We start from the raw sequence: 24,723 nt of genomic DNA on the forward strand, positions 1-24,723 counted from the left end.
TCTTTCCATGCTTTATATTTTTAAATTTTATTTTTCATTTTTGCGGCTTTTCTGCTCGGCTTTTTCGGCTTTGCGTTCCGCCTTTTCCGCCTTGCGCTCAGACTTTGTGTGCGGCACTTCCTGCTGGCTGCGCGAAGCAAAGTCGTCAATCAGACTTTCAATAATATTTTTCTTCATATAAACATCAAAACTCAGTAAAGATACCAAAGAAAAGAACTGTAAAAATTCGCGGCTGTCTGTATCTTCAACGGTAGAAAAGGCTTCCTCCGAAAGATGCGCTTTTTCAAGGACATCTTTTGAAATGCCGGAAATCTCTCCCTTGCACAGATTATAAATCTGCTTGTAGATGTCGTCTAAGCTGCCGGTATCATTTCCTTCAAAAAACTGTTCGGTCAGCGGATTTAACAGGGCCTGTATATCACTGATAGAGAGCAGATTTTTAAAGTAATAAATAAATGTCAGGACATATAAATGCTCCTTGGAATATTTCTTTTTTACCGGCGGCGGTAAAAGATTATTCTTCGTGTAATTGTTAATCATCGTCTTTGTCAGAATCTTATCGTCCTCACGGCGTTTGCAGTCGCTTAAATGCTCGTCCATAAAAGTTGTGACCTGATCCATATAGAGGTCGATATTCGGCACCTCGCCCGGCTTGATATAATTTAACTTCGCCAGTCGCTTTAACAGCGTAGCAACAAATTGTGTATATTCAGTATTCATAACTTGTCATCTCCATTCACATAACAGTAGCTATATGACATTATATAGTATTTAAAACTAGATAGCAAGGGGCGGATATAAAACACCTGTAATTGTTTGAAAAATTGTTATAAAATTAATGAAATTTATGCAATATTGCGTGACAAAATAGGGGAAATATAATATACTGTAATTCATGGGGCAGATAGATAAGTGCCCGGTAATAATTGTGTACCAATGGGTAGAATGGAGGATATTTACTATGGGAATTTTAACAAGATTTAAGGATATTATGTCTGCGAACATCAATGCTTTACTGGACAAATGCGAAGATCCGGAAAAGATGATTGACCAGTACATGCGCAACCTTGAAAGTGATCTGGGTAAGGTAAAGGCAGAAACAGCTTCTGTTATGGCAGAGGAAACAAGAGCCAAGAGAGAACTTGACGAATGTACAGAGCAGGTTAATAAAATGCAGTCATATGCTGAAAAGGCACTGACAGCAGGGAATGAAGCAGATGCACGTAAGTTCCTTGAAAAGAAGCAGCAGCTGGTATCTACACAGACAGCATTACAGCAGTCTTATGAAGCGGCAGCAGCCAATGCGGCAAAGATGCGCCAGATGCATGATAAGCTTGTAAAGGATATTGAATCCTTAGAATCAAGAAAGGCAGCAATCAAGGCAAAAGTTGCGACAGCTAAGGCACAGGAACGTTTAAACAGCATCGGTTCAAGTGTGACAGGTGCAAACAACAGTATGGCAGCTTTTAGCAAGATGGAAGCAAAAGCCAATAAGATGTTAGATGAAGCCAATGCAATGGCAGAGTTAAACCAGTCACAGGAAGATTCTGATATTGACAATCTTGCAGCAAAGTATGATTCAGCACCACAGGATGCAGCAGTAGATGATGAACTGGCAGCATTAAAGGCAAAGATGGGCTTATAATATAAATAACAGCAGAATGGAGAAAAGTCATGGGGTTATTTGGAAAACAGCTTGCAAATGTTGTAGAATGGGAAGAATACAGAGATGACTGTATTTTCTGGAAATGGACGAACCGTGAGATTAAAAAAGGAAGCCGCCTGATTATCCGTGCAGGACAGGATGCCATTTTTATGTACAATGGTAAGATAGAAGGTATTTTTAAGGATGAAGGAAGCTTTGATATTGAATCCGATATCATTCCGTTTCTGTCAACTTTAAAAGGCTTTAAGTTCGGATTTAACAGCGGTGTGCGTGCAGAAGTTCTTTTTGTGAATACAAAGGAATTTACCGTAAAATGGGGCACAAAAAATCCGATAGCCATTCCGGCACCGTCACTTCCGGGCGGTATGCCAATCCGTGCGTTTGGTACATTTAACATTAAGGTCGATGACTATCTTGCATTAATTGATAAAGTGGCGGGTGTGAAGCAGATGTACACGGTTGACGATGTCAGGGAACGTGTTGTTGCTGTTTTAGACCAGCTTCTGATGAAGTGGATTTCTAAAGAAGGCAAGGATATGTTTAATCTTCAAGCCAATGCGTATGATATCTCAGCAGGGATTAAAGAAGACCTTGATATGCAGATGATTAAGATTGGACTGACCATTACCGACTTTAACATTTCAAGCTTTTCGTATCCGGAAGAAGTACAGAAGATGCAGAACAAAGCCGCTTCCCAGTCTATGGTGGGCGACATGAATAAGTATGCACAGATGGCAATGGCGGACAACATGAGCAATGGTAAGTCCTCTAACATCGGTGTGGATATGATGAATATGCAGATGGGATTACAGATGGGCAGACAGATGATGGACAGCATGAGCAGCGCGCCACAGAGTACAGGTGCGGCACAAAGCAGTACGTCAGGCAGTGCACCGAAGTTCTGTCCGGAGTGTGGTTCACCGACAAACGGTGCAAAATTCTGTTCCAACTGCGGACATAAATTAGTATAAAAATCCGGCGGCGGCTGTTTTATTTTCGCGAAAGCGGACAAATGTGCAGTCAAGCGGGGAAAGCTCTTGATAAGGGTGATATAAAAAGAGCTGTTATGCATAAAAGTATTTTTGGAATACTTGCATGACAGCTCTTTTTTGTTTATAATGACACATACTTGAAACAGTGCGTATGCAGTGTGTACATCTTTGGGCAGGATAGTCATAAAGAAACTGTATACACGCAGGAATGGAGGAACGGTTTGAATTTAGATGGATTAAATGACTGCCAGAAAAGGGCGGTAAAACAGACAGAGGGGCCAGTGTTAATTATTGCCGGGGCAGGTTCGGGAAAAACACGTGTTTTGACAAACCGCATTGCATATCTGATTGATGAATGTGGAATCAGCCCATATAATATTTTAGCAATTACATTTACCAACAAAGCCGCCGCAGAAATGCGTGAACGTGTGGAAAAGGTAACGGACTGCGGCAGTCAGGTGTGGGTAAGTACCTTTCATTCGACCTGTGTGCGGATTCTTCGCCGTTACATAGACAGAATCGGGTATCAGACCAATTTTACGATTTATGATACGGACGACCAGAAAAGCGTAATCCGGGATGCCTGTAAAAAATTAAACATCGATACAAAAATGCTGAAAGAGCGCACAATTATGAGTGCGATTTCATCTGCCAAAGATGAAATGATTTCGCCGGATGAAATGGAAGTGAATGCCGGGGGCGATTACAATGCCAAAAGAATTGCCGGTGTATACAGAGAGTATCAGAAGACACTTAAAGCAAATAATGCGCTGGATTTTGACGATTTGATATTTAAGACGGTTGAACTGTTAAACCGTGATGAGGAAGTGTTGGAAGCGTATCAGGAGCGTTTCCGTTATATCATGGTCGATGAGTATCAGGATACGAATACATCACAGTTCCGTCTGATTAGCAAGCTGGCACAAAAATACGGCAATTTGTGTGTGGTCGGTGATGATGACCAGTCCATTTACAAATTCAGAGGGGCGAATATCGGCAATATTTTAAATTTTGAAAATACATTTCCAGGTGCAAAGGTGATTAAACTGGAACAGAACTACCGTTCGACACAGACCATTCTTTCTGCGGCAAATGAGGTGATTGCGCATAATATCGGAAGAAAGTCTAAAAAGCTGTGGACGGAAAACGGCAAAGGGGACAAGATTCATTTCCGCATTTATGAAGATGCTTATAAAGAAGCGGAAGGTGTGGTGGAAAATATCTGTGCCTGTGTGCGGGACGGCTGGAATTATAATGATATTGCGGTTCTTTACCGTACCAATGCGCAGTCCCGTCTGCTGGAAGAAAAACTGATAGTCAGAAATGTGCCATACCGCATTTACGGCGGTATTAATTTCTATCAGCGAAAAGAAATCAAAGATATTCTTGCGTATTTAAAGACGATAGATAACGGTATGGACGGGCAGGCGGTGAAAAGAATTATCAATGTACCGCGGCGCGGAATCGGTGCGACAACACTGGAACGTGTACAGGAGTTTGCCGATGCCAACGATATGACGTTCTGGGATGCCTTGTGCAATGCCGCAGAAATTCCGAATATCGGCAGGGGACTTTCAAAGATTGAATCCTTTGTGACACTGATTCTGGGATTTCAGGCAAAGAAGCAGTTTTTGTCTATCCGCGAACTGACAGAAACAATTCTTGAAGATACGAGGTATATGGAAGCACTTGCGGAAAACGAAACCAAGGAAGAAGTTGAAGCAAGACAGGAAAATATCGATGAATTTATGAATAAAATCATCAGCTATGAGGAACAGACGGAAGGCGATTTTTCAGAAATGCAGACAGATGGAGAAAATCCGCAGGCAGCTCCGACACTCAGTGGATTCCTTGAGGAGGTGGCACTGATTGCAGATATTGATAATCTGGATCAGGACGGCAATCAGGTCATGTTAATGACACTGCATAGCGCAAAGGGTCTGGAATTTCCGATTGTATACATGACAGGACTGGAAGACGGACTGTTCCCAAGCTACATGACGATTATGTCCGATGACCCGACAGAAGTCGAGGAAGAACGCCGTTTGTGTTATGTCGGCATTACAAGAGCACAGAAGGAACTCAATATCAGTGCGGCAAAGACGCGTATGATTCACGGCGAAACACAGATGAATAAGGTGTCGCGTTTTGTAAAGGAGATTCCTGAAAATCTTTTAGAGGTTGAAAATCACAGTTACGGCAGTAAGAAAAGTGCCCTTTCCTTTGGCGGAGAAGACAGCGGGGAATCACAGGGACGGTTTGACTTCCGTGCCAATGCCAAAGCGGCACTGTCCCGCTACGGAAGCGGAACAACCACTTACGGTCAGGGTAATAAAAAGGTTGCAATCAGCGGACAAAAAGGCATCGGCAGTACCTATGCCACAAATTACGGCAGGACACCGACTAATTACGGTACAGGAAACTTTGCACAGCCGAATAAAAAAGTCGGTTTTGGGAAAGAATTTCCGATGGACATATTTGATTTAAAAAAGCCGGCAAAAACCGCAACGTCCTATAGCATGCCATCAAAGAAAGCGGCGGGGGCAGTCAAGCCGTCAGGACAGGCAGCAGGCGGGACAGGGCTTGGCTATCAGGTCGGCGATACCGTTTCCCATGTCAAATTCGGAACCGGACAGGTGCTTGCTATCGAAGACGGTATGCGTGATTATATGGTGACAGTCCAGTTTGAAGAATTTGGCACAAAAAAAATGCTTGCAGGGTTTGCAAAATTAAAAAAACAGTAGTAAATCGGGCAGGCATATGCTATAATGACAATAGAATATACGTGAAAAGAAAGGGGCTATGATGATGATGAGCAGAGATAAGATTGAGGATAAATTAGAAGAACTTATTGCAGCAAGCAGACTCAATGAGCTTTTAAACAAAAAAGAAGCCGAGGAAGAAAAGAAAAAGAGCAACTGCGTGATTGCAGTGCTTGCAGTCATCGGTGCAGTTGCGGCAGTCGCAGCGATTGCTTATGCGGTTTACAGATATTTCACACCGGATTATCTGGAAGACTTTGACGATGATGATTTTGAAGACGACGATTTTGAGGAAGATGACTTCGAGGATGAAGACTAATCCAATCGTAAGTGAAAAAGTTTACAAGGATGCCACTGGCTGGAGTATCAGTCAGTGGTATTTTTTAAGAAAATTTATGATTATGGCAGAACAGGAAAATAAAAAAAAGCAAGAGCGAGGTATTCATGAAAAAAGGCGAAACATATACAGGACGCGTACAGCATGTGGATTTTCCCAATAAGGCGGTGGTATTTACAGAGTCGGAAAATCCTGAAGATAACGGACAAAAGGTTATTGTAAAAAATTCAATTCCGGGACAGAAGGTCCGGTTTATGGTCAATAAAAAGCGCGGCGGCAAATGTGAAGGCAGACTGCTTCAGGTGCTTGAAAATGCACCGTCAGAAACAGCAGACAGATGTAAGCATTTCGGAACATGCGGCGGCTGTGTCTACCAGAGTGTGCAGTATGAAGAACAGTTAAAGATGAAAGAAGCACAGGTTCATAAACTGCTGTCGGAAGCGGTTGACGGGGAATTAAACTTTGAAGGCATTATCGGAAGCCCGTGTCAGGAAGCGTACCGCAATAAAATGGAATTTTCATTCGGTGATGAAGTAAAGGGCGGCGAACTGGCATTAGGTCTGCATAAGCGCAACAGCATGTATGACATTGTGACGGTGGACGGCTGTAAAATCGTTGATGAAGATTATCATAAAATTTTAACGGCGGTGCTTGAATACTGCCGGAAAAAGGAACTTCCGTATTACCATAAAATGACCCATGAAGGCTATCTGCGCCACCTGCTGGTGCGCAAAGCCGTAAAGACACAGCAGATTTTAGTGGATGTTGTGACAACGACACAGATAGAGTTTGATATGGCAGAACTGGCGGGGATTTTACGGGAACTGCCGCTTTCCGGTACACTGACGGGATTTTTACATACACGCAATGACAGTGTCGCCGATGTTGTCAAAAATGAGGGTACAACGGTACTTTACGGCAGGGATTACATTGAAGAAGAACTGCTCGGACTGACTTTTAAAATTACGGCATTTTCATTTTTCCAGACCAATTCACTGGGAGCAGAGGTGCTGTATTCCAAGGCACGTGAGTATGTCGGTACGACAAAGGACAAGGTGGTCTTTGACTTATACAGCGGCACGGGAACAATTGCACAGATTCTTGCGCCGGTTGCCAAAAAGGTTATCGGTGTTGAAATTGTGGAAGAAGCTGTGGCAGCAGCCGCAGAAAATGCAGAAAGAAACGGACTGGACAACTGTGAATTTATCGCAGATGATGTGTTAAAAGCACTCGATAATATCACAGATCGCCCGGACTTTATCATGTTAGACCCGCCGCGTGACGGCATCCATCCGAAAGCACTGGAGAAGATTATTGATTACGGTGTGGACAGCATGGTCTACATTTCCTGCAAACCGACTTCACTGGCAAGAGATTTGGCGGTGTTACAGCAGAGAGGATATAAGGTTATAAAAAGCTGCTGTGTGGATATGTTTCCGAATACGGTGCATGTGGAGACGGTCTGCCTTCTGTCGAGAAAAGCTCAATAAATCAAAGGTTTCTGCGATTTGGGCAGAAAAATAGATGTGTGTTTCTGTTTCTGCAGAGTGGCTATGAGGAAACTGATTTACCCCATGGGATAGGCTTTGTGGAACGGATGATATATAATTTGGCGAAAGGATACTTTTTGGCAAAAGTAAATTTGTGATAGAAGGAATATTAGCAGGAGATGATTTAGAAACAACGGAATTTAATGATATTATGAATTTTTTGTATATGGGAAGAAAAGAAAAAATTAGAGAATTATCAAATGAAAGTAATCCATATATGATCTTGAATTTTATTCTTTAAGAGAAATATTAAAGAGCAGGCAACTATAGATAAAAAGATTCGGAATGTTGTGAGGTATGACGTATGGGAATTAAGATGAATAAGGTAAGATGCAATGGGCAAGAACTTAAAATTAATGAATATGATGTTAATAAAAAATATGGTGATTTGAAATGCTATTATTGCGATGCAAATGTAAGTTTTGTGAATTCTCATGAAAGAGATTTAGGTGAAAGAAAAATTATAGTACAAAAATATTTTCGCTTAAAAGGTGGGGAAGAACATAGACAGGGATGCAAATATACTGTTGATGGAGCAATACTAAACATACATGCAGATTGTGCAGATGATGAATTAATGTCGGTGCAAGATAACAAATATGTGGTAAGATTGATGATTGTATCACAAGGTGAAGATAAAAAGGAAAGCAAGAATTTATCAGATGAATCAGGACATGGAAAAAGAAGGCATAATTATATTCCAAGAGGAAAGAAAACAGCTTATTTATCTACAATGAATCAGATAATGAAACTAAGAGCATTGGTTGAGTGTAATTCAGATTTAGAGGATAAAATTAATTTGCAATATTATGATTGGAAAGATAACCCCTATTTAGTTCCATGGAAAAATTTCTATTTTGATTCGGAAAATGAAAATGACTTCAGTAGATTGCGGAGATATTTGACAAATAAGAAAGTATATCACCCAATTTGCGTAGTAGGATATATAAAATCAATTTCTGAGTACCAGACTGGGAGATTTTGTATCAAATATGAAACGGTTTCAGATGAAGAAAATAAACGTGTTGCAATAGCAGTTTATTTTGAAAATAATCAAATTTATGAGCAATTCAGAGATAAAAGTGATTGTAAAATTATTACATATGCAAACTTTAGATTTTATCAAGAGAAAGAATGGACTGCACCAGATGAGAGAAAATTTATTTATTATAATATAACAGGCAATGTATATGACATAAGGCAAATGTTACTTTTAGATGATGAAACTACAGTATAAGCGGTTTGATTTTAAGCGTATAAAAGAGGATAAAGCCATTACCCCACTTTGAAAACCTATTGCATACTTTCGCTATGCAGTATAAAATCAAAGTTCAGGGGAATATTGAAACCGTTTGTCTGCTTTCAAAGAAACCTTGATTTTCTGCGGTTTGTGGGAGATTAAGGAAAGAAAATGGATGTGTGTTTTCGGGTCTTTTGAATGAAACATTTGAATATTGAAGCAGTGGGGTGTTTTGAAACTCTGCTAAATAATAGGCTTTTGCTAAATGGTATCGCTTTTGCGAAAATGTATGATACTTCCCGGCAGAAGCCTTTTTATATAAAGATAACTTGACTTCTAAATCTTACTGATGTAATATTTAAGAGTGGATACGAACATTGAAAATAGAATATGACCATATCAGCAAAGCAAAATGAATGGAGGTCAATATGAAGAAAGGAAAAAACAGAGACAAGCGAAAGAAAACAAGAAGCAGACTCCTATGGATTGCGATTGCTGTTATAGGAATATCTGCAGTATGCGTGGCAGGAATGTTGGTAACAAAGAAGAATGCATGGAGGACACCGGAAGAACTTCTGGTGGAGTACATACGTCATATTCCAAAACAGGAGTATGAAGAAATGTATGCGATGCTTCACATTGAGGCATCGGGAAATATCAGTCAGGAGGCTTTCATAAAACGCAATTCAGCTATTTATGAGGGTATAGAAGCCCGGAATATGGTAGTAGAGATTATTTCATATGATGAGGAGCAAATGTCGGTAACCTACCAGACTGCTTTCGATACAGTTGCAGGAACTATCAGCTTCGAGAATGAAGCACTTTTCCTAAAGGGCGAAGACGGATACAAGTTGGTTTGGGATGATTCTATGATTTTTCCAAATCTGACTTGTACAGATAAAGTAAGGGTTTCTACTATTCAGGCAGAACGAGGAGAAATTCTGGATAGGAACGGACGTGTTCTTGCGGGAGAAGGTACAGCATCTTCCGTTGGTATTGTTCCGAGAAAGTTGGAAAACAAAGAGGAAGCTATTGCAAAGATTGCAGAACTATTGGAAATTGCACCAGAAGTGATAGAAAAGAAACTGTCCGCGAAGTGGGTAAAGGATGATTCTTTTGTACCAATTAAAACAATACCGAAGGTTGAAAAAATCGAATTAATGAAGTATAAACCGGACCCAAAGGTACTGAAAGAAAATGAAAGACATGAAACATTGCTGGAGATTCCCGGAGTGATGATATCTGATGTTGAAGTGCGTGAATATCCATTAGGGGAAACGGCTGCACATTTGGTGGGATATGTTCAAAGCGTTACAGCAGAAGATTTAGAGGAACATGCAGGAGAAGGATATACAGCCAATAGTGTAATTGGCAAAAGTGGAATGGAAGGTCTGTTTGAGAAAGAACTGAAAGGGAAAAACGGTTGCCGAGTTTGTATTGTAAATTCGGAAGGTAAAGAGAAAGAAGAACTTGCTTATATTTTAGTACAGGATGGTCATGATATTAAGCTGACGATAGATGCTAATTTGCAGAGTTCTTTATATGAGCAGTTTAAGGAAGATAAAAGTTGCTCGATTGCTATGAATCCGTATAGCGGAGAGATATTGGCTTTGGTCAGCACTCCATCCTATGATAATAACGATTTTATTATGGGACTTTCCAGTGAGCAGTGGACTGCACTTAACGAAGATGAAGATAAACCTATGTATAATCGTTTTCGTCAAGTATGGTGTCCGGGATCTACATTCAAACCAATTATAGCTGCGATTGGTTTACAATCAGGAGCAATCAATCCAACAGAAGATTACGGGAATGTAGGATTAAGCTGGCAAAAGGATGCATCGTGGGGGTCTTATTATGTAACAACACTTCATGCGTATGAGCCAGTTATTTTAGAGAATGCCCTGATTTATTCTGACAATATCTATTTTGCAAAAGCAGCATTAAAGATTGGTTCCGAGGAGATGGAGAGTTCTTTGACTGGACTTGGTTTTAATGAGGAACTGCCATTTGAGATTAAGATGGCAGAGTCGCAGTTTTCCAATACAGATGGCATTAAAACGGAAATACAGTTAGCTGACAGTGGTTACGGTCAGGGGCAGATTTTAGTGAATCCATTACACATGGCATGTATCTATTCTGCTTTTTGTAATGAGGGAAATATCATAAAGCCTTATCTGGTATATCAGAATGAAGCGGAAATTGAGTATTGGATTCCAGGAGCATTTTCTAATGAGACAGCAAGCCGGGTGTTAGAAGGAACAAAGAAAGTTGTGAATGATTCTACTGGAACCGGATATGCAGCCCATCGAGATGACATTGTATTGGCAGGAAAGACAGGAACAGCAGAAATCAAGGCATCAAAAGAGGATACGTCCGGTACGGAATTAGGATGGTTTGCTATTTACACAGCAGAGAAAGATATAGAATGTCCGATATTGATTATCAGCATGGTAGAAGATGTGAAAGGAAGAGGAGGAAGCGGATATGTTGTTAAGAAAGACAGCCTGGTTCTGGAAGAGTGGTTTAGCAGTCATTAGTTTTGTACTGATATTTAGTATTTCGGGGTGTAGCGATACACCCCCGGAAGAAGATACAGTTTCGGAAACAGTAATTGATGTTCAAGCTGTTCCAGATGAATCTCAGGAGGATGCAGAAAAAATTATAAACATCTGTATCAATATTTATGATAAGGCTGCAGAGGAAAATAAGTTGGCTGATTTGGAAACAATTCGAGGTATTGTAAATCGTCTTGGAGAAAATGGATATCCGGCTGTTGACAACAGAAATCAAGTGAATATGACGGAAGCGGAGCAGGTATTGGAATTTTGCAAAAAAGTGGATGCACAGGAAGAAGCAGAATTAACAATTCTTGAAATCAGTTATTTGGACGGATTTGTAAAATATGATTTGCATACAAAAGACGGAAATGTAGATGTGGTCAGAAGCTATTACAAGTATGAAGACGGGGGATTGCAAAGAGAAGTTACTGGAAGCTATCAGGCGGAGTATTGGAATTATACAGAAGAGGGTTACCTGATGTTTTCCGGTGTCTGGTTTTCAGAAAAATTGTACATTCTTACATTGAGTGGAGTAGAGGAGCATACCGCATTACGAGTACAGCCATTGGATGAAACATATAGGGAACTGAGCCGGAAATATCTCAACTCTATCAGCTTTGAACAGAATAATATGTTCATTGTGGATTGGAGCGAAGACGATTTTGGAGATTTGGATTTTTATGATATGTATGACATTCTTTATCAAAAAGAAAATGGAGAGTGTGTTCCCTATGCTGCAAATGACAACCTGACAGTCGGTGCAGTTTATCGGATTCCAAAAGAGGAATTTGAAGGCGTTATTATGAAATATTTCAATATTGACAGTGAAACGCTGCAATCAAAAACGGTCTATTATTCGGAGGATTCGACCTATGAATACAAGCCGAGGGGGTTTGAAGAAGTAGAGTACCCGGAATACCCATATTCAGAAGTAATCGGGTATACGGAGAACAGTGATGGAACAATTACACTTACTGCTAATGTGGTATTTCCATATTCGGGAAATTCCAAAGTATATGCTCACGAGATTGTGATTCGTCCTTTGGAGGATGGCAGAGTACAATATGTATCTAATCGGATCATACCTTCCGAGGATAATAGTGAGGAAACATGGCACACCCCCCGTTTGACAGCAGAGGAATGGGAAGAACTGTATGGAGGCGAATGATGGAAGATGTAAAATGGTTGTTGAAGAAATGGGGATTTTTGATTTTGATGTTGCTAATTGCAGGAGTGATCTGTTGGGGAAAGCTGCACACGGAAAAACGGAAGGTGGCAGAGGAAGTATGGGAGCCTCCGGCGGAAATCGGGGACAGTGAAATGATAACGGAAGAAGAAAATGATACGGAAACTTTTACAGATTCAGCATATTGGTTTATTCCACAAGCTGGTGATTGTCTTATTTCGGAAGAGGAAAAAGAGCAGCTGCAAAGTACAGTTTTGTCGGCGGCAGAATCGGTTAAAGAAATCTATAAAAATGTGATAATTAAAGATGCTGCGAATTATTCCTCCGGTGTTAGTGAATTTACAAGCGAACAACGGAAAACGGTTGTGGAGCAGTTAGGAGCGGCCGGTTTGGTAAGTGTTGAAGAAGATACTAATATGCAGAACCCTGAAAAGATAGAAATATTTTACGCAGATTATCTGAATAGGCAGGATTCAATGGTTACCGTATTCCAAGTGCAGCGGGACGGACTGATTGGAGCATTTACTTTTATCTATCGGAAAGGTGAGTTACAGACCTATTACATAGGAATCCGGTGGAAAGAAGGAGGTATGCCGGAGATACAGGGAACTTCGGTAAATAATGTGGCTGAAATTAAACTTACGGAAAAAGGGTATTTTATCTATGCGTATGAATATGTGATTGCACATGCAAGTTTGAGACAGTATTGGAGAATAGAACCACTTTCGGAAGAATGCCGGAAATTGACGCAAGAATACATATCAGGACTAAGCTATGTGAATTACAATGTGCTTGTTACCAACTGGGATAGAAGCAATGTGGAGGACATACTGATGCCTTGTATGTATGAAGATATCTATCGGATTTATACAGGCGAAAATCTCAAAACTAAAGATTGGAAGATTCCGGCAGAGGAATATGAAAGGATAATGACCACTTATTTTCCGGTATCTGTGGAACAATTGAGAGAAAAGTGTGGGTATGATGAGGGCAGCAACAGTTATGAATATGAAATGATTTATGCCAGACCATATCCGCCTTTCGGAGAAGTAGTTGATTATACGAAAAATGCGGATGGAACGCTCACACTTATTGTGGATGGTGTATGGCCGGATTATAATTCTGACCTCGCTTTTCGGAATACGGTTGTAGTTCAGCCGTTTGAAGACGGAACTTTCAGGTATCTTTCTAATTCTATAGAGCAAATAGAATTGGAATTGCCGTCAATAGCAAAAACACAGCAAAGGTGATTTCGAAGGAAAGGATAATTTTATGGTATTAAAGAAAAAAAGTTTTTTACTGATCATGGTATTTCTGATTGGGTGTTGCGTGTGTGCCTGTGGGAAGGAAGATAGTATTACAAGCGAAACTCTTGAGGAAGAAACAGAAGAGGTATCTTCCACGAAGGAAACAAAAAGTGCAGAGGAAGAGGCAGCAGAACAGTGGAAAAAGGGCTACAATCTTTCCGTGGGCGAACAGGAAGCGGTGGAAGCTGAAAATTACTGTATAGAAATGATGGAACTCATTTCTGACATTTATGGAGATGCAGATAAAGGAGCAGCTTCTAATGTTGTTTTGGAAGATGAAACAATTTTTAAAATGCAGAGGAAAATAATGGAAACAGGATGCCCGGTTGCTACATTGGTTTTGTATTCTAATATGGGAAATTATGAAAATGTAGATAATTTTCTCAATGAATGCATGGATGGGAAAAGCGGCGCTGTAGTAATTTACGAGATATATGATGATGGTGGCGTAGGAAGAATGAAATTTATTTTCGATGGAACAGATATGTACATCGTAAGTACAAGAGGCGTTTGGAATAATAATAATACACCAGGAACATCATACATTTCTTACACCAGAATCAAAGAGTGGAAATATACGGATAAAGGGTGGTTTTGTTATGAACTATGTGTACCAGAGTATCCGGAAGTAACTGAGATGGTGGATGGGAGCTGTCTGATCAGAGTAAAGCCAATGACAGAGGAACAGCGTGAAATGTCTGAAAAATGCGTGCGTGGTCTGGGGTATCAGGGAAATAACCTCTTATGTTCCAATTGGGATACAGAGCATATGGAAGAACTGGATTATAATGGGATGTATGAATATCTGTATGCAATGAAATACCAGGAAAAGTTTAATTCTGAGAATTACCCAAATGGAATACCAAAAGAGGAATTTGAAAATTTAATTATGGAGTATCTTCCGGTGACGGCAGAGCAGATACGGGAATATGCAGTATTTGATGAGGAAAACCAGACTTACGCTTGGGTGCATCTTGGATGCCTTAATTATGCACCAACGTTCTTTGGTACTTCTTTGCCAGAAGTAATTGATATAAGAGAAAATGGAGATGGAACAATTACACTAATCGTTGATGCAGTTTGTGATATGGTTATATGTGATGATGCAGTTATAACTCATGAACTTACGGTAAGGTTTGCAGAGGATGGCAGTTTTCAGTATTTGGGGAATGAAATCCTAAATGACGGAATTATGCATATACCAGATTACCAATACCGTATTAAAGAATGATTTGATAATACTGGTGTTTTATGGTATTTTTACAGATATGAAGAAAGGAGACTTACATGAAATATATTTATAAAATCACGGGAAAAGTAAGTTTAATACTATATATATTTATGTTGTATCAATTCTGGCATCTATGTCAATATGGTGGCTTGAGAAGGCATATACCGATGTTGGCGTTAGGTATAATAGGATTGGTTGGCACAGTGGTTCTCTGGCTGATTTCGAAAAGGCATAATCAAGAAGTTAATTCAGGAGATAATGGAAATAAGAAACTTTTCTATACGGAAATGATACTCCTTATAGCAGCAACTTTATTCTTTGGTGGACGTATCGTTTATTCTGCAGTTCCGTATCACGGGGCACTGTCTTGGAAACTTGATGAGTGGATGCGTAAAAAAGAAGTAGAACTGGAGCATAATAATCTTTTTGAGGATGGTGTAGAAGGGATTCTGATGGATTTGGATGAAGCATTGCAACTGCCGGAAGAACTCTATATTGCAAATAAATATCAGGTGTCATTTGATGAAAACGGAACGATTCAAAGGATTTATGCATTCATATATGGAAAAAATGAGGCTGGAGAGAAAAAAACGTATCTTATTGATTATGACGCAGACAGCAGTAATGATATGACTGTTTGGATAGATGGTAATGTGAATGGAGAATATAGTGACGATATGCGTTTGTCTCCAATGATTGAAATTTTGAACAATTCAGACTGGACGAGTCAGGTAGAGGCGTGGGCTGAAACATTTGAAGAGCAGCAGATTTATGAAATACTCTATATGGGGCGAAGATCTTTTAGTTCAGAGGAAGGCTTACAATATATTTCGGGAGATGCAGATGGTGATGGAACTGAAACAGGAACCGGCAATTTTACTCAGCTTAGAAGCGGTGGAGAAATCGTTGGGTTTGAGGTATCTTTGCATATTCCTGATTTAAATAGTGTCACACCTGTTCGATATATTATGGAGCCTGAGTACGTCAGTCAACAAGAATTGAAGCAGGAGAATACGATGCAGCAGGTGGAGGATGCTAAAGATACAGAAAGTTGGACTGTGGATCAAAGTGATGGAACTATGTATTTCTTTTTAGATGAAAATAATGGATGGCGTTTGGTGATAACGGATGCAGCTGCCGGAAGCAGATTTTATGTAATGGAAAAGACAATGGATGGTGGTTCTACTTGGGAATGCATAAATGATGATCCGTTCAGTGGACAATTGGGAGTTGCAGAAGGTTTAATATTTTATGATGAGAACTTTGGGGTTGCAGGAATTACAGGCGCATCCCAGTCCTATTCCCGCTTATATGTCACTCGCGATGGCGGAAGGACCTTTGAAGAAATGAAACTTCCAATGGATCTTGTTTCAGAATTACCACAAATCGCTATCGATTGCGGATTTACGGTGGAGGATTTTGATTACCTGAATATGCCTGAAAAAGAGGACGACACATTGACGATAACGGTTACCACAGATGCAGCGGAGAAAGATGGGATTGTATTTCAGTCAACTGATTATGGAGCGACATGGGAATACAAAGGGCTTGTTCAGATAGCGAATTAAGAAAAATCGGGTAAAAGTCAGAGATTGACCTTTACCCGATTCTTTATTTCCAGATATTCATGTCAGACAAGATAGACATGGTTATTTCAGTTGCGTTGCCTCCGGTAGCATCGCTGTCTGCACCAATGTTGGTAGCAAAAAAGTATGTATTATCTGCAGTTTCGATATAACCGATAAACCATCCGTTCACATCCTGGCCATCCACACGTCCGGTTCCGGTCTTTCCGTAGAATGTTCCGGCATCGGAAGAAGAAAGGCAGATGGAATCTTTTACTGCATTGATGTTTTCAGGAGCAAATCCAAAGTTGTTATTCTGCAGCTGGGTTAAAAGTTCGACTTGCTCTATTGGAGAAATTTTCAAGGAAGACTCCATCCAATAGGTGGAGAAATCACCGCTCATGTTCTTATTTCCATATCCGATTTCCTTGATATAATCGTAAACGGAAGTAGTACCAAGTTGTTCGTCCACTGATTGGAAGTACCAGTTCACAGATGAAGCCATAGCAGACTGCAAGGTCTGATCAGCGTTCCATGCTTCAAACGGATAGTTTTCTCCATTCCATGCAATAAAAGAATCCTGTGGTGTAATGACACCTTCTTCCAATCCAAATAAAGCATCATATATCTTGTAAGTGGAATCCGGTGCAACTCGTAGCGTAGCATGTTTTATATCATGTATGCTCCAGACATCATTTCTAAGATCGTATAAAACAAAGCTTCCTTCGTATTTTCCAAAGTATTTAGAAAAATCTACATATGAAATATTTTCTGAGGAAGATTTCCATTGGTAGCGACTTTCGTCCGCTGCATATGTAGAAATAAAAGGTGTAAGTCCCATTATTAGAACTGTGGTCAGTATAAAAGCAGTCATGCCTTTTAATTTCTTGCAAAACGTTGGTTTCTCATAAGAGGCAATGTTGATAATGCGACGCTTCATTTGTTTCATGTTTCCGCTAAGGTTGGCGGCAAAAGGAAAAGGAGAAAAGGAGACCTTTTCTATAAAGTTAATCAGCGTATTTCCGTAATCCTCATAATCGTCCTCTTCAAGCATTTTTAGAACAGAAGTGTCACAGGCAACTTCTCTGTCGTTACGCATTTCTCTTAGTGCAAACCAGACAAAGGGGTTAAACCAATAAAGCACTCCGGCAAAGTTCATAAGATAATTGGCAATGGCATCCTTATGTCTGTAGTGTTGCAGTTCATGCAATAGCATATATCTCATATCAGATTCATGATAATCTGAGATTAAATGAATTGGCAGATAAATACATGGCTTCAAAAATCCTACAATAATAGGGGATTTCAAAAAAGCGGTACTGTACACAGGAATATTCCTTATTATTTTCATCTCATTCAAACATCTGTTATACAGTCTGCGAACTTTCGGATTCTGAAGGGGAAGTGCAGATCTCTTTATAGTGCGTAAACGAAGAGAAGATTTGATTACCAATATCATCATCACAAGCATTCCCACAATCCAAATACTCAATAAAATGTACCCGGTAACGGATGATGTGTCATGGTTTACAGAAAGGGCAAAGTCATTCATCCAATTTGTAGTACCAGATAAATCGGTATTCATAACATTATTTGTACCAACATCGGCATGAGAAGTGGTGGAGTTTTGTACGCTACTGAGCCATGAGAAAATTTGCGGGAAACTAACTAGACGGAAGGGCATAAAAGGTACTGCTAAAAGTCCGAGTAACAGCAACCACAGATTATACTGCATCCGGCTGGACAAGTTGTTTCTGAATACCCATTTGGCTATCAAAAGAATTCCGATGATACCGCTGATCAATACATTGCATAATAAAAAGCGTATCATGAAATTAGCCATGTTAATCGCCTCCTTTTTTTCCTCTCTTGGATAGAAGAGAGCGAAGCGTTTCTATTTCTGGTTCTGTCAGTTTGTCATTTTCTATGTATGCAGATAACATAGCTGTAATATCCCCGTCATAATAACGATTAAGAAAGGAATTACTTTCTTGGCAAATATATTCACTTTCTTTTACTAATGGAGTATAAACGAAAACACGACTTTGTTTTTCATAAGTGAGTACACCTTTAGTAACAAGACGTTTAATAAGTGTTTGTATCGTTTTAGGACTCCAGCTTGTGGACTGCAGTAATTTTTCTGTTATTTCATTGGTGTTAATTGGAGCATGTTTCCATACGATTTTCATAACTTCATATTCAGCTTCGGAAATCTGCGGCAAGTCACTCATTTAAAATCCCTCCTAAAATCTTACGGTTGTAATAAAAATATTATAAGTTCTAATTTTTCTGCTGTCAATTCAAACAAACAGGTTGATTTAAAATCTTACTTGTGTAATAATTAAAATATTACACAAGTAAGATTTTAGAGAGGAGAAAAAATATAAGCAAAAATAATTGAAAATAAGAAAATCAATAGTGTCAAATAGATTCTATTGGTTTATCAAAGAGTAGGGTTATCTTGTTTTCGCAGTAATTCAAGCAAATAACGAACCATAGGTAACAAATCATTTGCTTCCTGTTCCGTGCAATCATTTATTAAGGTAAGGAGCTTCTGAAGATTTGGCTTCTGGTCGTTGCTATCCGGATAGAAAATCTTATCTGCTGGTATCTTAAGATATGTAATCAATGGATACAGTTTCTCAAATTTCGGATTACCACGTCCGGCTTCGATGTTCAATATAGTGCGTTGATCTAGATTAAGAATTTCTGCCAGCTTTTCCTGTGAAAGACCGAGTTCTGTACGGGCTTCACGTACTGCGTTGGCAAGATTTTGTTTTATATCCTGCATTGTAATTCACCTCGATAGTAGTTTACATTACACATCGACAGGAGTGAATTGCGTTAGAATACAGAGCGAATATGGAGTACAGTACATGTGGAGACTGTAGTTTTGATGTCAAAGGTGAACCCTAAGAAGTAAAAAATATGTAGTAAATAAAAGGCTTTTCAGAGAGCTATCGTTAAAGAGTACGATTGGCTGCTGGAAAGCCTTGTATGCCGAGCTGCTGACTACCGGCAAGCTGAACGATTACCTTGCAGACCTCAACGAGCAGGCAGAAGCAATGTTTTCTCGGCTGGTAAAGCAGCTTTCCGAAAAAGAGGGCATAACGGAAGCCCTCAAAGCGGAAAATCAAATGCTGTGGGTGCAGAGGATGAACAACATACGTAGTGCTGCTATGGAAAGCGTTGCAAACGATTTGATTTACTGTTAGGAGGACGGCTATGAAGGTCAAGCTGGACGATTATGAGGTGAGGGTGCTGATAAACGGCTTAATACAGCAGCACAGGAGCTATGACGCAGAAACCAACGGTCAGATTGACGCCCTCGCCCTTCGCCTGTGCGACATTGCAGAAGCAATGAAGCCGGGACGGAAGAAGAAAATCTCTTTTGAGCCGGTAGAAATCAGAGTAATTCGACATTGCCTTATAGAGTGGCGAAACCGAGAGATACAGGCAGAAAGACACGGTGCGGTGGATGCCTTAAACGAACTGCTGATATGGTTTACCCGCTAAAGAGAAAAGTCGTTGTCACAGACGGCGGCTTTTCCTTTTCGGGTAGTATTCAAGAAGTCATAAAGTTCCGTGAGTAATGGAAGAAGGCAATGCTTTGAGAAAAAGATGAGAGCAATATTCTGAAAACTACTTGAGATTTTGGGGAAAATCTGCTAAAATACTTTTGTATATCTATGGGGTGGGGGAATTCATATCCTTTTGCCTTAGAAATTATGGAAGGAGGACTTGACTATGGCAAACGGAAATGCGACAATTATTGTCGGCTTGGATCGGCTTGGATCGGCTTGGATCGGCAGGAGCATAGCGCCGTTTTTTCAGCGTGTCAAGTCTTATTTCATACAATTTATAACGAACCAGTTGCCGGAGACAGGGCGCATTATGCCTTGGCTTCGGCTTTTTGCGTTTGCCGGAAGGATGGTGGTTTGATATTGAAGTCCTAACCACGACCGGCAAATCGAGCTTTTCCGGTTAAACCTTCTATCTTCTTCGGCGTGTCCGCTGTCGGAGGAAGAAAATAGCGGATAGAATTATTTTGGAGGAATGAAAATGAAGAAGAAACTTCTAAGCCTTTTGCTTGCGTTGTGCCTTGTGATGGCACTTGTTCCGATGACAGCGTTTGCTGAAGGAACTTCAGTAGATAATTGGGACGGCTCGGCAGACACGAGCTGGTATACGAGTGCGCCTGACGCTTCGGAATATCATATTTCAACGGCAGAACAGCTTGCAGGTTTGGCACAGCTGGTGAATACTGACCCCGGAACTACAAATTTTGCAGGGAAAACTTTCTATTTGGAAAATGACCTTGATTTATCCGGACATGAATGGATTTCGATTGGTACTGTCCTCGGCGGGGATTACCCTGAATACAGTTTTTGCGGCGTGTTTGATGGACAGGGCCATGTAATCTCAAATCTCTACTCTCATGAATCATACATTGAGGGCGCGGATGAGTCCCATAATTTACTTAGAAATGCTCTGTTCGGCAGTGTTTACAACGGAGAAGTTAAAAACCTTGGTGTTGCAAACGCTGAAATCTGGATTGATCCTAAAGATAACAGTGCCGCAGGTAAAGGTATTTTAGTTGACTGGATGGGTAAGTCCAAAATCACGAACTGCTGGACATCCGGCAGTATTTACAGCGGCACCAAAATAGAAAAGAATATTGGCGGTATCGTTGGTGTTACCGTGCAGGGCTGCACCATTTCCGGTTGCTATTCTACTGCAACGCTTACAGGCAATTTCACGAATTCCGAGGGGTATTATACAGATCCGCAGTATTTACCACCGGATACCATTGGTGGTATTGTTGGTGCAAGATTTGATGGCAATTTAACAGTCACAGATTGCTGGTTCGGCGGCAAAATTGTTGTCAATTCTATTCTGGCTGCCGTTGGCGGAATTGTTGGATATGCCGACACTGCAACTGTCAAGAATTGCATGGTCGTTACTAAGGATATTGGCAGAGATTCCGTAACAGAAGAAGTTAACACCTGCTGGGTAGCTTATGCCCTCGGCGGCACAGTAGAAAATTGCTATTGGCCGAATGACGAGAAAGCATATGACCCGTCTCCGCTTGCGTATGTAGGAGGACAAAGTAACGAAGAACAAGGTACTGCCATCACAGACTTTACCTCCGCAGATGTTCTCACTGGCCTTCAGACTAATGCCGGTGCGGGCGTTGAATGGGTTGCCAGAATCGGTCATCCAACTTTTGTGTGGGATGACAATAACATCCCCGCTGATTACACAGCTGTCGATGCAGCCATCGCAAGGGCAACGGCTCTTGATAGCAGCCTTTATACAAATTATTCTGCGGTAGAAGATTCCATTAACTCTGTTGACCGAGCAAAAAGCAAAGCCCAGCAAACAGAGGTTGATGCAATGGCAAAGGCTATTGAAGATGCCATTGCTGCCCTGCAATACAAGGATGCTGATTACACAAAGGTTGATGCAGCCATTGCCAAAGCAAATGCGCTAAACAAGAATGACTACAAGGATTTCTCCGGTGTGGAAGCTGCTGTCAATGCTGTTGTCCGTGACAAGAACATCACTGAACAGAGCGAAGTGGATGCAATGGCGAAGGCTATTGAAGATGCCATTGCCGCCCTGCAATACAAGGATGCTGATTACACAAAGGTTGATGCAGCCATTGCCAAAGCAAATGCACTAAACAAGAATGACTACAAGGATTTCTCCGGTGTGGAAGCTGCCGTCAATGCTGTTGTCCGTGACAAGAATATCACTGAACAGAGCGAAGTTGATGCAATGGCGAAGACTATTGAAGATGCCATTGCTGCCCTGCAATACAAGGATGCTGATTACACAAAGGTTGATGCAGCCATTGCCAAGGCAAATGCACTGAACAAGGACAACTACAAGGACTTCTCTGCTGTAGAAACTGCTGTCAATGCTGTTGTCCGTGACAAGAATATCACTGAACAGAGCGAAGTTGATGCAATGGCGAAGGCTATTGAAGATGCCATTGCTGCCCTGCAATACAAGGATGCCGATTACACAAAGGTAGATGCAGCCATTGCCAAAGCAAATGCACTGAACAAGGATAACTACAAGGACTTCACCGGCGTGGAAGCCGCTGTGAATGCAGTGACCCGTGGTAAGAACCTTACGGAGCAGACCGAAGTGGATGCAATGGCGAAAGCTATTGAAGATGCCATTGCTGCCCTGCAATACAAGGATGCTGATTACACAAAGGTTGATGCAGCCATTGCCAAAGCAAATGCGCTAAACAAGAATGACTACAAGGATTTCTCCGGTGTGGAAGCTGCTGTCAATGCTGTTGTCCGTGACAAGAACATCACTGAACAGAGCGAAGTGGATGCAATGGCGAAGGCTATTGAAGATGCCATTGCTGCCCTGCAATACAAGGATGCCGATTACACAAAGGTAGATGCAGCCATTGCCAAAGCAAATGCACTGAACAAGGATAACTACAAGGACTTCACCGGCGTGCAAGCCGCTGTGAATGCAGTGACCCGTGGTAAGAACCTTACGGAGCAGACCGAAGTTGATGCAATGGCGAAGGCTATTGAAGATGCCATTGCTGCCCTGCAATACAAGGATGCTGATTACACAAAGGTTGATGCAGCCATTGCCAAAGCAAATGCACTAAACAAGAATGACTACAAGGATTTCTCCGGTGTGGAAGCTGCTGTCAAGGCTGTTGTCCGTGGTAAAAATATTACGGAGCAATCCGAAGTAGACAAGATGGCAAAGACTATCGAAGATGCGATTGCTGCTCTTGAGAAAAAAACTGCCAGTACCAAACCGGGAACATCCGATAAGAGTCCGCAGACCGGCGATACAAGCAACCTTGCACTGTGGATTGCCCTGTTGTTCATCAGCGGCGGTGCAGCCATTGGCACAACGGTTGTAAGCAGGAAGAAAAAGTACAACAGATAATTGAATAGCGTTCCCTTGCTCCAGCTTCCGAGCAAGACAAAAGCGTCGTAGAAATACGGCGCTTTTTTGTTACCCGGAAGCGACAAACAGCGACTTGTGAATGACGGACGGTAAGGATACCGCCGCTAAAACAAAGCCGCTCATATCGAAAGAAAACGCCCAAAATCGCCCCGAAACCATACAGCGGGGTCAGGTTTTGGGCGTTTCTGCGTTTCGGGAGCAAATCGGCAATTAGGCAGCGATAAGGAGGTGTCCGTTATGCCCCGTATGCCGAAATACCTCAAGAGAGAATGGGCGTTCCTTCTTGATGAGCGTGGCAGGAAGAAATACAACGAGCGTTGTGCAATCTTATGGAATAAATCTTATTTGTATTGAAGAAGGAATTGACTCGTCACAGACAAGTGGAAAACTTTTAATCTCTGTTTTGTCTGCGGTTGCAGAAATTGAAAGAGAGAATATCATCGAGCAGACAATGAATGGACGGAGGGAAAAGGCACGGCAAGGTGGTTGGAATGGCGGATTTGCACCATACGGATATTATCTGAAAGATAATCAGCTTTTGATAGAAGAAACGGAAGCTGAAGCAATCAGAATTGTCTATTATTGGTGTTCATCCACATAATGCGAATGAATTACTTAAGTGGTTACAGAAAAGTGGATTCTCTGATATTATGTTAGGAGATTTTAATGCGGGAGATTATAAGAAAAGATGCGAGGATAGTAAGTTTAAAGATAATAGAAATAATTATAGGAAACTGATATTGGAATATACGGATATATGTAACGGGCAAAAGACAAGACGAATGGTTTTTCCTAACGGCTTTGTGTATGAAACGCCAATTGACCATGTATTAATTAAGGATAGTAGTGAACTTAAAAAAAAGTATCAATGCAAAATTGTTAAGATAGAAAGAAATGAGGATAATGTGTCAGACCATTATCCGATATATTTTAAATTATCATGTTTAGATGAGGCAGATAAATTACATTAAACTTGGAGACAAATTGGTGCTAGAATATAAATAGTACAAGCCAAAATGAGAAATTCCAAATACACATAAGCATGGTACAATAGAGATATGCTGAAGGAGGATCTCATATGGCAACGCAACATGACAAACAATTTAAACTTGATGCAATCCAGTATTATCAAGATCATAAAGATCTCGGTGTACGTGGATGTGCTGAAAATCTTGGCATCGGATACAGCACACTAACAAACGAGTATATGAAAGAACACACACTGAGGCTGAGCTTCTGGCGGGTTAAAATGGGGAAAAATTTCTCATTTTAACTTGTACTAAATCTTGACATAGAACCATGGCGAGGTATTCTATAAGTAAGCGCTAAGAAAAACAAGCGACTGCGAAGCAGGCATTTGTGTCAAAAT

General features: G+C 40.8%; 23 protein-coding genes and 1 pseudogene. 20 read left to right on the plus strand and 4 right to left on the minus strand.

The genetic code is table 11. The features are described 5' to 3' along the window. Positions 1-27 precede the first annotated feature (27 nt). Positions 28-720 (minus strand): DUF1836 domain-containing protein, encoded by a 693-nt coding sequence (locus LI288_RS00720; protein WP_227089118.1) that lies wholly within the window; start codon positions 718-720, stop codon positions 28-30. Positions 721-961: 241 nt separating this feature from the next. On the opposite strand from LI288_RS00720, the gene LI288_RS00725 reads away from it, so the two are divergent. From LI288_RS00725 to LI288_RS00785, 13 genes are all read left to right on the plus strand, one after another. Then, on the plus strand, positions 962-1,645 hold the full coding sequence (locus tag LI288_RS00725) for a PspA/IM30 family protein (RefSeq protein ID WP_022432972.1): 684 nt from the start codon (positions 962-964) through the stop codon (positions 1,643-1,645). 29 nt (positions 1,646-1,674) lie between these two features. Further along, positions 1,675-2,637 (plus strand): SPFH domain-containing protein, encoded by a 963-nt coding sequence (locus LI288_RS00730; RefSeq protein WP_227089119.1) that lies wholly within the window; start codon positions 1,675-1,677, stop codon positions 2,635-2,637. A gap of 242 nt (positions 2,638-2,879) precedes the next feature. Continuing rightward, a complete protein-coding gene (locus LI288_RS00735) occupies positions 2,880-5,402 on the plus strand; it encodes an ATP-dependent helicase (protein WP_227089120.1) in 2,523 nt (840 codons plus the stop codon). 58 nt (positions 5,403-5,460) lie between these two features. After that, positions 5,461-5,739: a DUF4366 domain-containing protein gene (locus LI288_RS00740; RefSeq protein ID WP_349154825.1), complete on the plus strand. Its 279-nt coding sequence runs from the start codon at positions 5,461-5,463 to the stop codon at positions 5,737-5,739. Positions 5,740-5,864: 125 nt separating this feature from the next. Further along, positions 5,865-7,247 carry a 23S rRNA (uracil(1939)-C(5))-methyltransferase RlmD gene (rlmD, locus tag LI288_RS00745; protein WP_227089121.1) on the plus strand — a complete coding sequence of 461 codons (1,383 nt, stop codon included), beginning with the start codon at positions 5,865-5,867 and terminating at the stop codon, positions 7,245-7,247. Positions 7,248-7,401: 154 nt separating this feature from the next. Next, a complete protein-coding gene (locus LI288_RS00750; protein ID WP_227089122.1) occupies positions 7,402-7,548 on the plus strand; it encodes a hypothetical protein in 147 nt (48 codons plus the stop codon). Between the two features lie 63 nt (positions 7,549-7,611). Beyond that, complete coding sequence (locus tag LI288_RS00755) at positions 7,612-8,544, plus strand: hypothetical protein (protein WP_227089123.1); 933 nt, start codon at positions 7,612-7,614, stop codon at positions 8,542-8,544. A gap of 431 nt (positions 8,545-8,975) precedes the next feature. Continuing rightward, a complete protein-coding gene (locus tag LI288_RS00760) occupies positions 8,976-11,087 on the plus strand; it encodes a penicillin-binding transpeptidase domain-containing protein (RefSeq protein ID WP_227089124.1) in 2,112 nt (703 codons plus the stop codon). Then, positions 11,035-12,276, plus strand: coding sequence for a DUF6070 family protein (locus LI288_RS00765; protein ID WP_227089125.1), 1,242 nt, complete (start codon positions 11,035-11,037; stop codon positions 12,274-12,276). The genes LI288_RS00760 and LI288_RS00765 overlap by 53 nt, the downstream gene beginning before the upstream one ends. Next, positions 12,263-12,427 (plus strand): hypothetical protein, encoded by a 165-nt coding sequence (locus tag LI288_RS00770; protein ID WP_227089126.1) that lies wholly within the window; start codon positions 12,263-12,265, stop codon positions 12,425-12,427. The genes LI288_RS00765 and LI288_RS00770 overlap by 14 nt, the downstream gene beginning before the upstream one ends. Further along, on the plus strand, positions 12,381-13,544 hold the full coding sequence (locus tag LI288_RS00775) for a DUF6070 family protein (RefSeq protein WP_227089127.1): 1,164 nt from the start codon (positions 12,381-12,383) through the stop codon (positions 13,542-13,544). The genes LI288_RS00770 and LI288_RS00775 overlap by 47 nt, the downstream gene beginning before the upstream one ends. A 22-nt stretch (positions 13,545-13,566) precedes the next feature. Next, positions 13,567-14,832 (plus strand): DUF6070 family protein, encoded by a 1,266-nt coding sequence (locus tag LI288_RS00780; protein WP_227089128.1) that lies wholly within the window; start codon positions 13,567-13,569, stop codon positions 14,830-14,832. 56 nt (positions 14,833-14,888) lie between these two features. Beyond that, the gene (locus tag LI288_RS00785) at positions 14,889-16,400 is read left to right on the plus strand and encodes a WD40/YVTN/BNR-like repeat-containing protein (protein WP_117514080.1); all 1,512 of its coding nucleotides are present in this window, start codon (positions 14,889-14,891) and stop codon (positions 16,398-16,400) included. Between the two features lie 43 nt (positions 16,401-16,443). On the opposite strand, the gene LI288_RS00790 is transcribed toward LI288_RS00785, so the two are convergent. The 3 genes from LI288_RS00790 to LI288_RS00800 all read right to left on the minus strand — a co-directional run bounded on the left by LI288_RS00790 (position 16,444) and on the right by LI288_RS00800 (position 19,188). Then, the gene (locus LI288_RS00790; RefSeq protein ID WP_227089129.1) at positions 16,444-18,240 is read right to left on the minus strand and encodes a BlaR1 family beta-lactam sensor/signal transducer; all 1,797 of its coding nucleotides are present in this window, start codon (positions 18,238-18,240) and stop codon (positions 16,444-16,446) included. Position 18,241: 1 nt separating this feature from the next. Next, on the minus strand, positions 18,242-18,628 hold the full coding sequence (locus tag LI288_RS00795; protein WP_117567708.1) for a BlaI/MecI/CopY family transcriptional regulator: 387 nt from the start codon (positions 18,626-18,628) through the stop codon (positions 18,242-18,244). Between the two features lie 212 nt (positions 18,629-18,840). After that, entirely contained in the window at positions 18,841-19,188 is a 348-nt protein-coding gene (locus LI288_RS00800; protein WP_117553309.1) for a helix-turn-helix transcriptional regulator, read from the minus strand. A 202-nt stretch (positions 19,189-19,390) separates the two neighbouring features. On the opposite strand from LI288_RS00800, the gene LI288_RS00805 reads away from it, so the two are divergent. The 7 genes and pseudogenes from LI288_RS00805 (at position 19,391) to LI288_RS00835 (ending at position 24,627) form a co-directional block, all read left to right on the plus strand. After that, positions 19,391-19,612, plus strand: a complete 222-nt coding sequence (locus LI288_RS00805; protein ID WP_330603330.1) for a TnpV protein — start codon at positions 19,391-19,393, stop codon at positions 19,610-19,612. Between the two features lie 10 nt (positions 19,613-19,622). Then, complete coding sequence (locus tag LI288_RS00810) at positions 19,623-19,913, plus strand: hypothetical protein (protein WP_227089130.1); 291 nt, start codon at positions 19,623-19,625, stop codon at positions 19,911-19,913. Positions 19,914-20,144: 231 nt separating this feature from the next. After that, entirely contained in the window at positions 20,145-20,339 is a 195-nt protein-coding gene (locus tag LI288_RS00815; protein ID WP_227089131.1) for a hypothetical protein, read from the plus strand. 120 nt (positions 20,340-20,459) lie between these two features. Next, positions 20,460-23,333, plus strand: a complete 2,874-nt coding sequence (locus LI288_RS00820; RefSeq protein ID WP_227089132.1) for a hypothetical protein — start codon at positions 20,460-20,462, stop codon at positions 23,331-23,333. Positions 23,334-23,634: 301 nt separating this feature from the next. Continuing rightward, positions 23,635-23,934: pseudogene (locus LI288_RS00825) on the plus strand (recombinase family protein); the annotation flags it as partial. Beyond that, positions 23,927-24,325: a hypothetical protein gene (locus LI288_RS00830; protein ID WP_227089133.1), complete on the plus strand. Its 399-nt coding sequence runs from the start codon at positions 23,927-23,929 to the stop codon at positions 24,323-24,325. The pseudogene LI288_RS00825 and the gene LI288_RS00830, both read left to right, overlap by 8 nt. 107 nt (positions 24,326-24,432) lie before the next feature. Further along, entirely contained in the window at positions 24,433-24,627 is a 195-nt protein-coding gene (locus tag LI288_RS00835) for a hypothetical protein (protein ID WP_227089134.1), read from the plus strand. The last annotated feature ends 96 nt before the right edge of the window (positions 24,628-24,723 follow it).

This window comes from Lachnospira pectinoschiza (assembly GCF_020564355.1).
GTDB classification, from domain to species: Bacteria; Bacillota; Clostridia; order Lachnospirales; family Lachnospiraceae; genus Lachnospira; species Lachnospira intestinalis.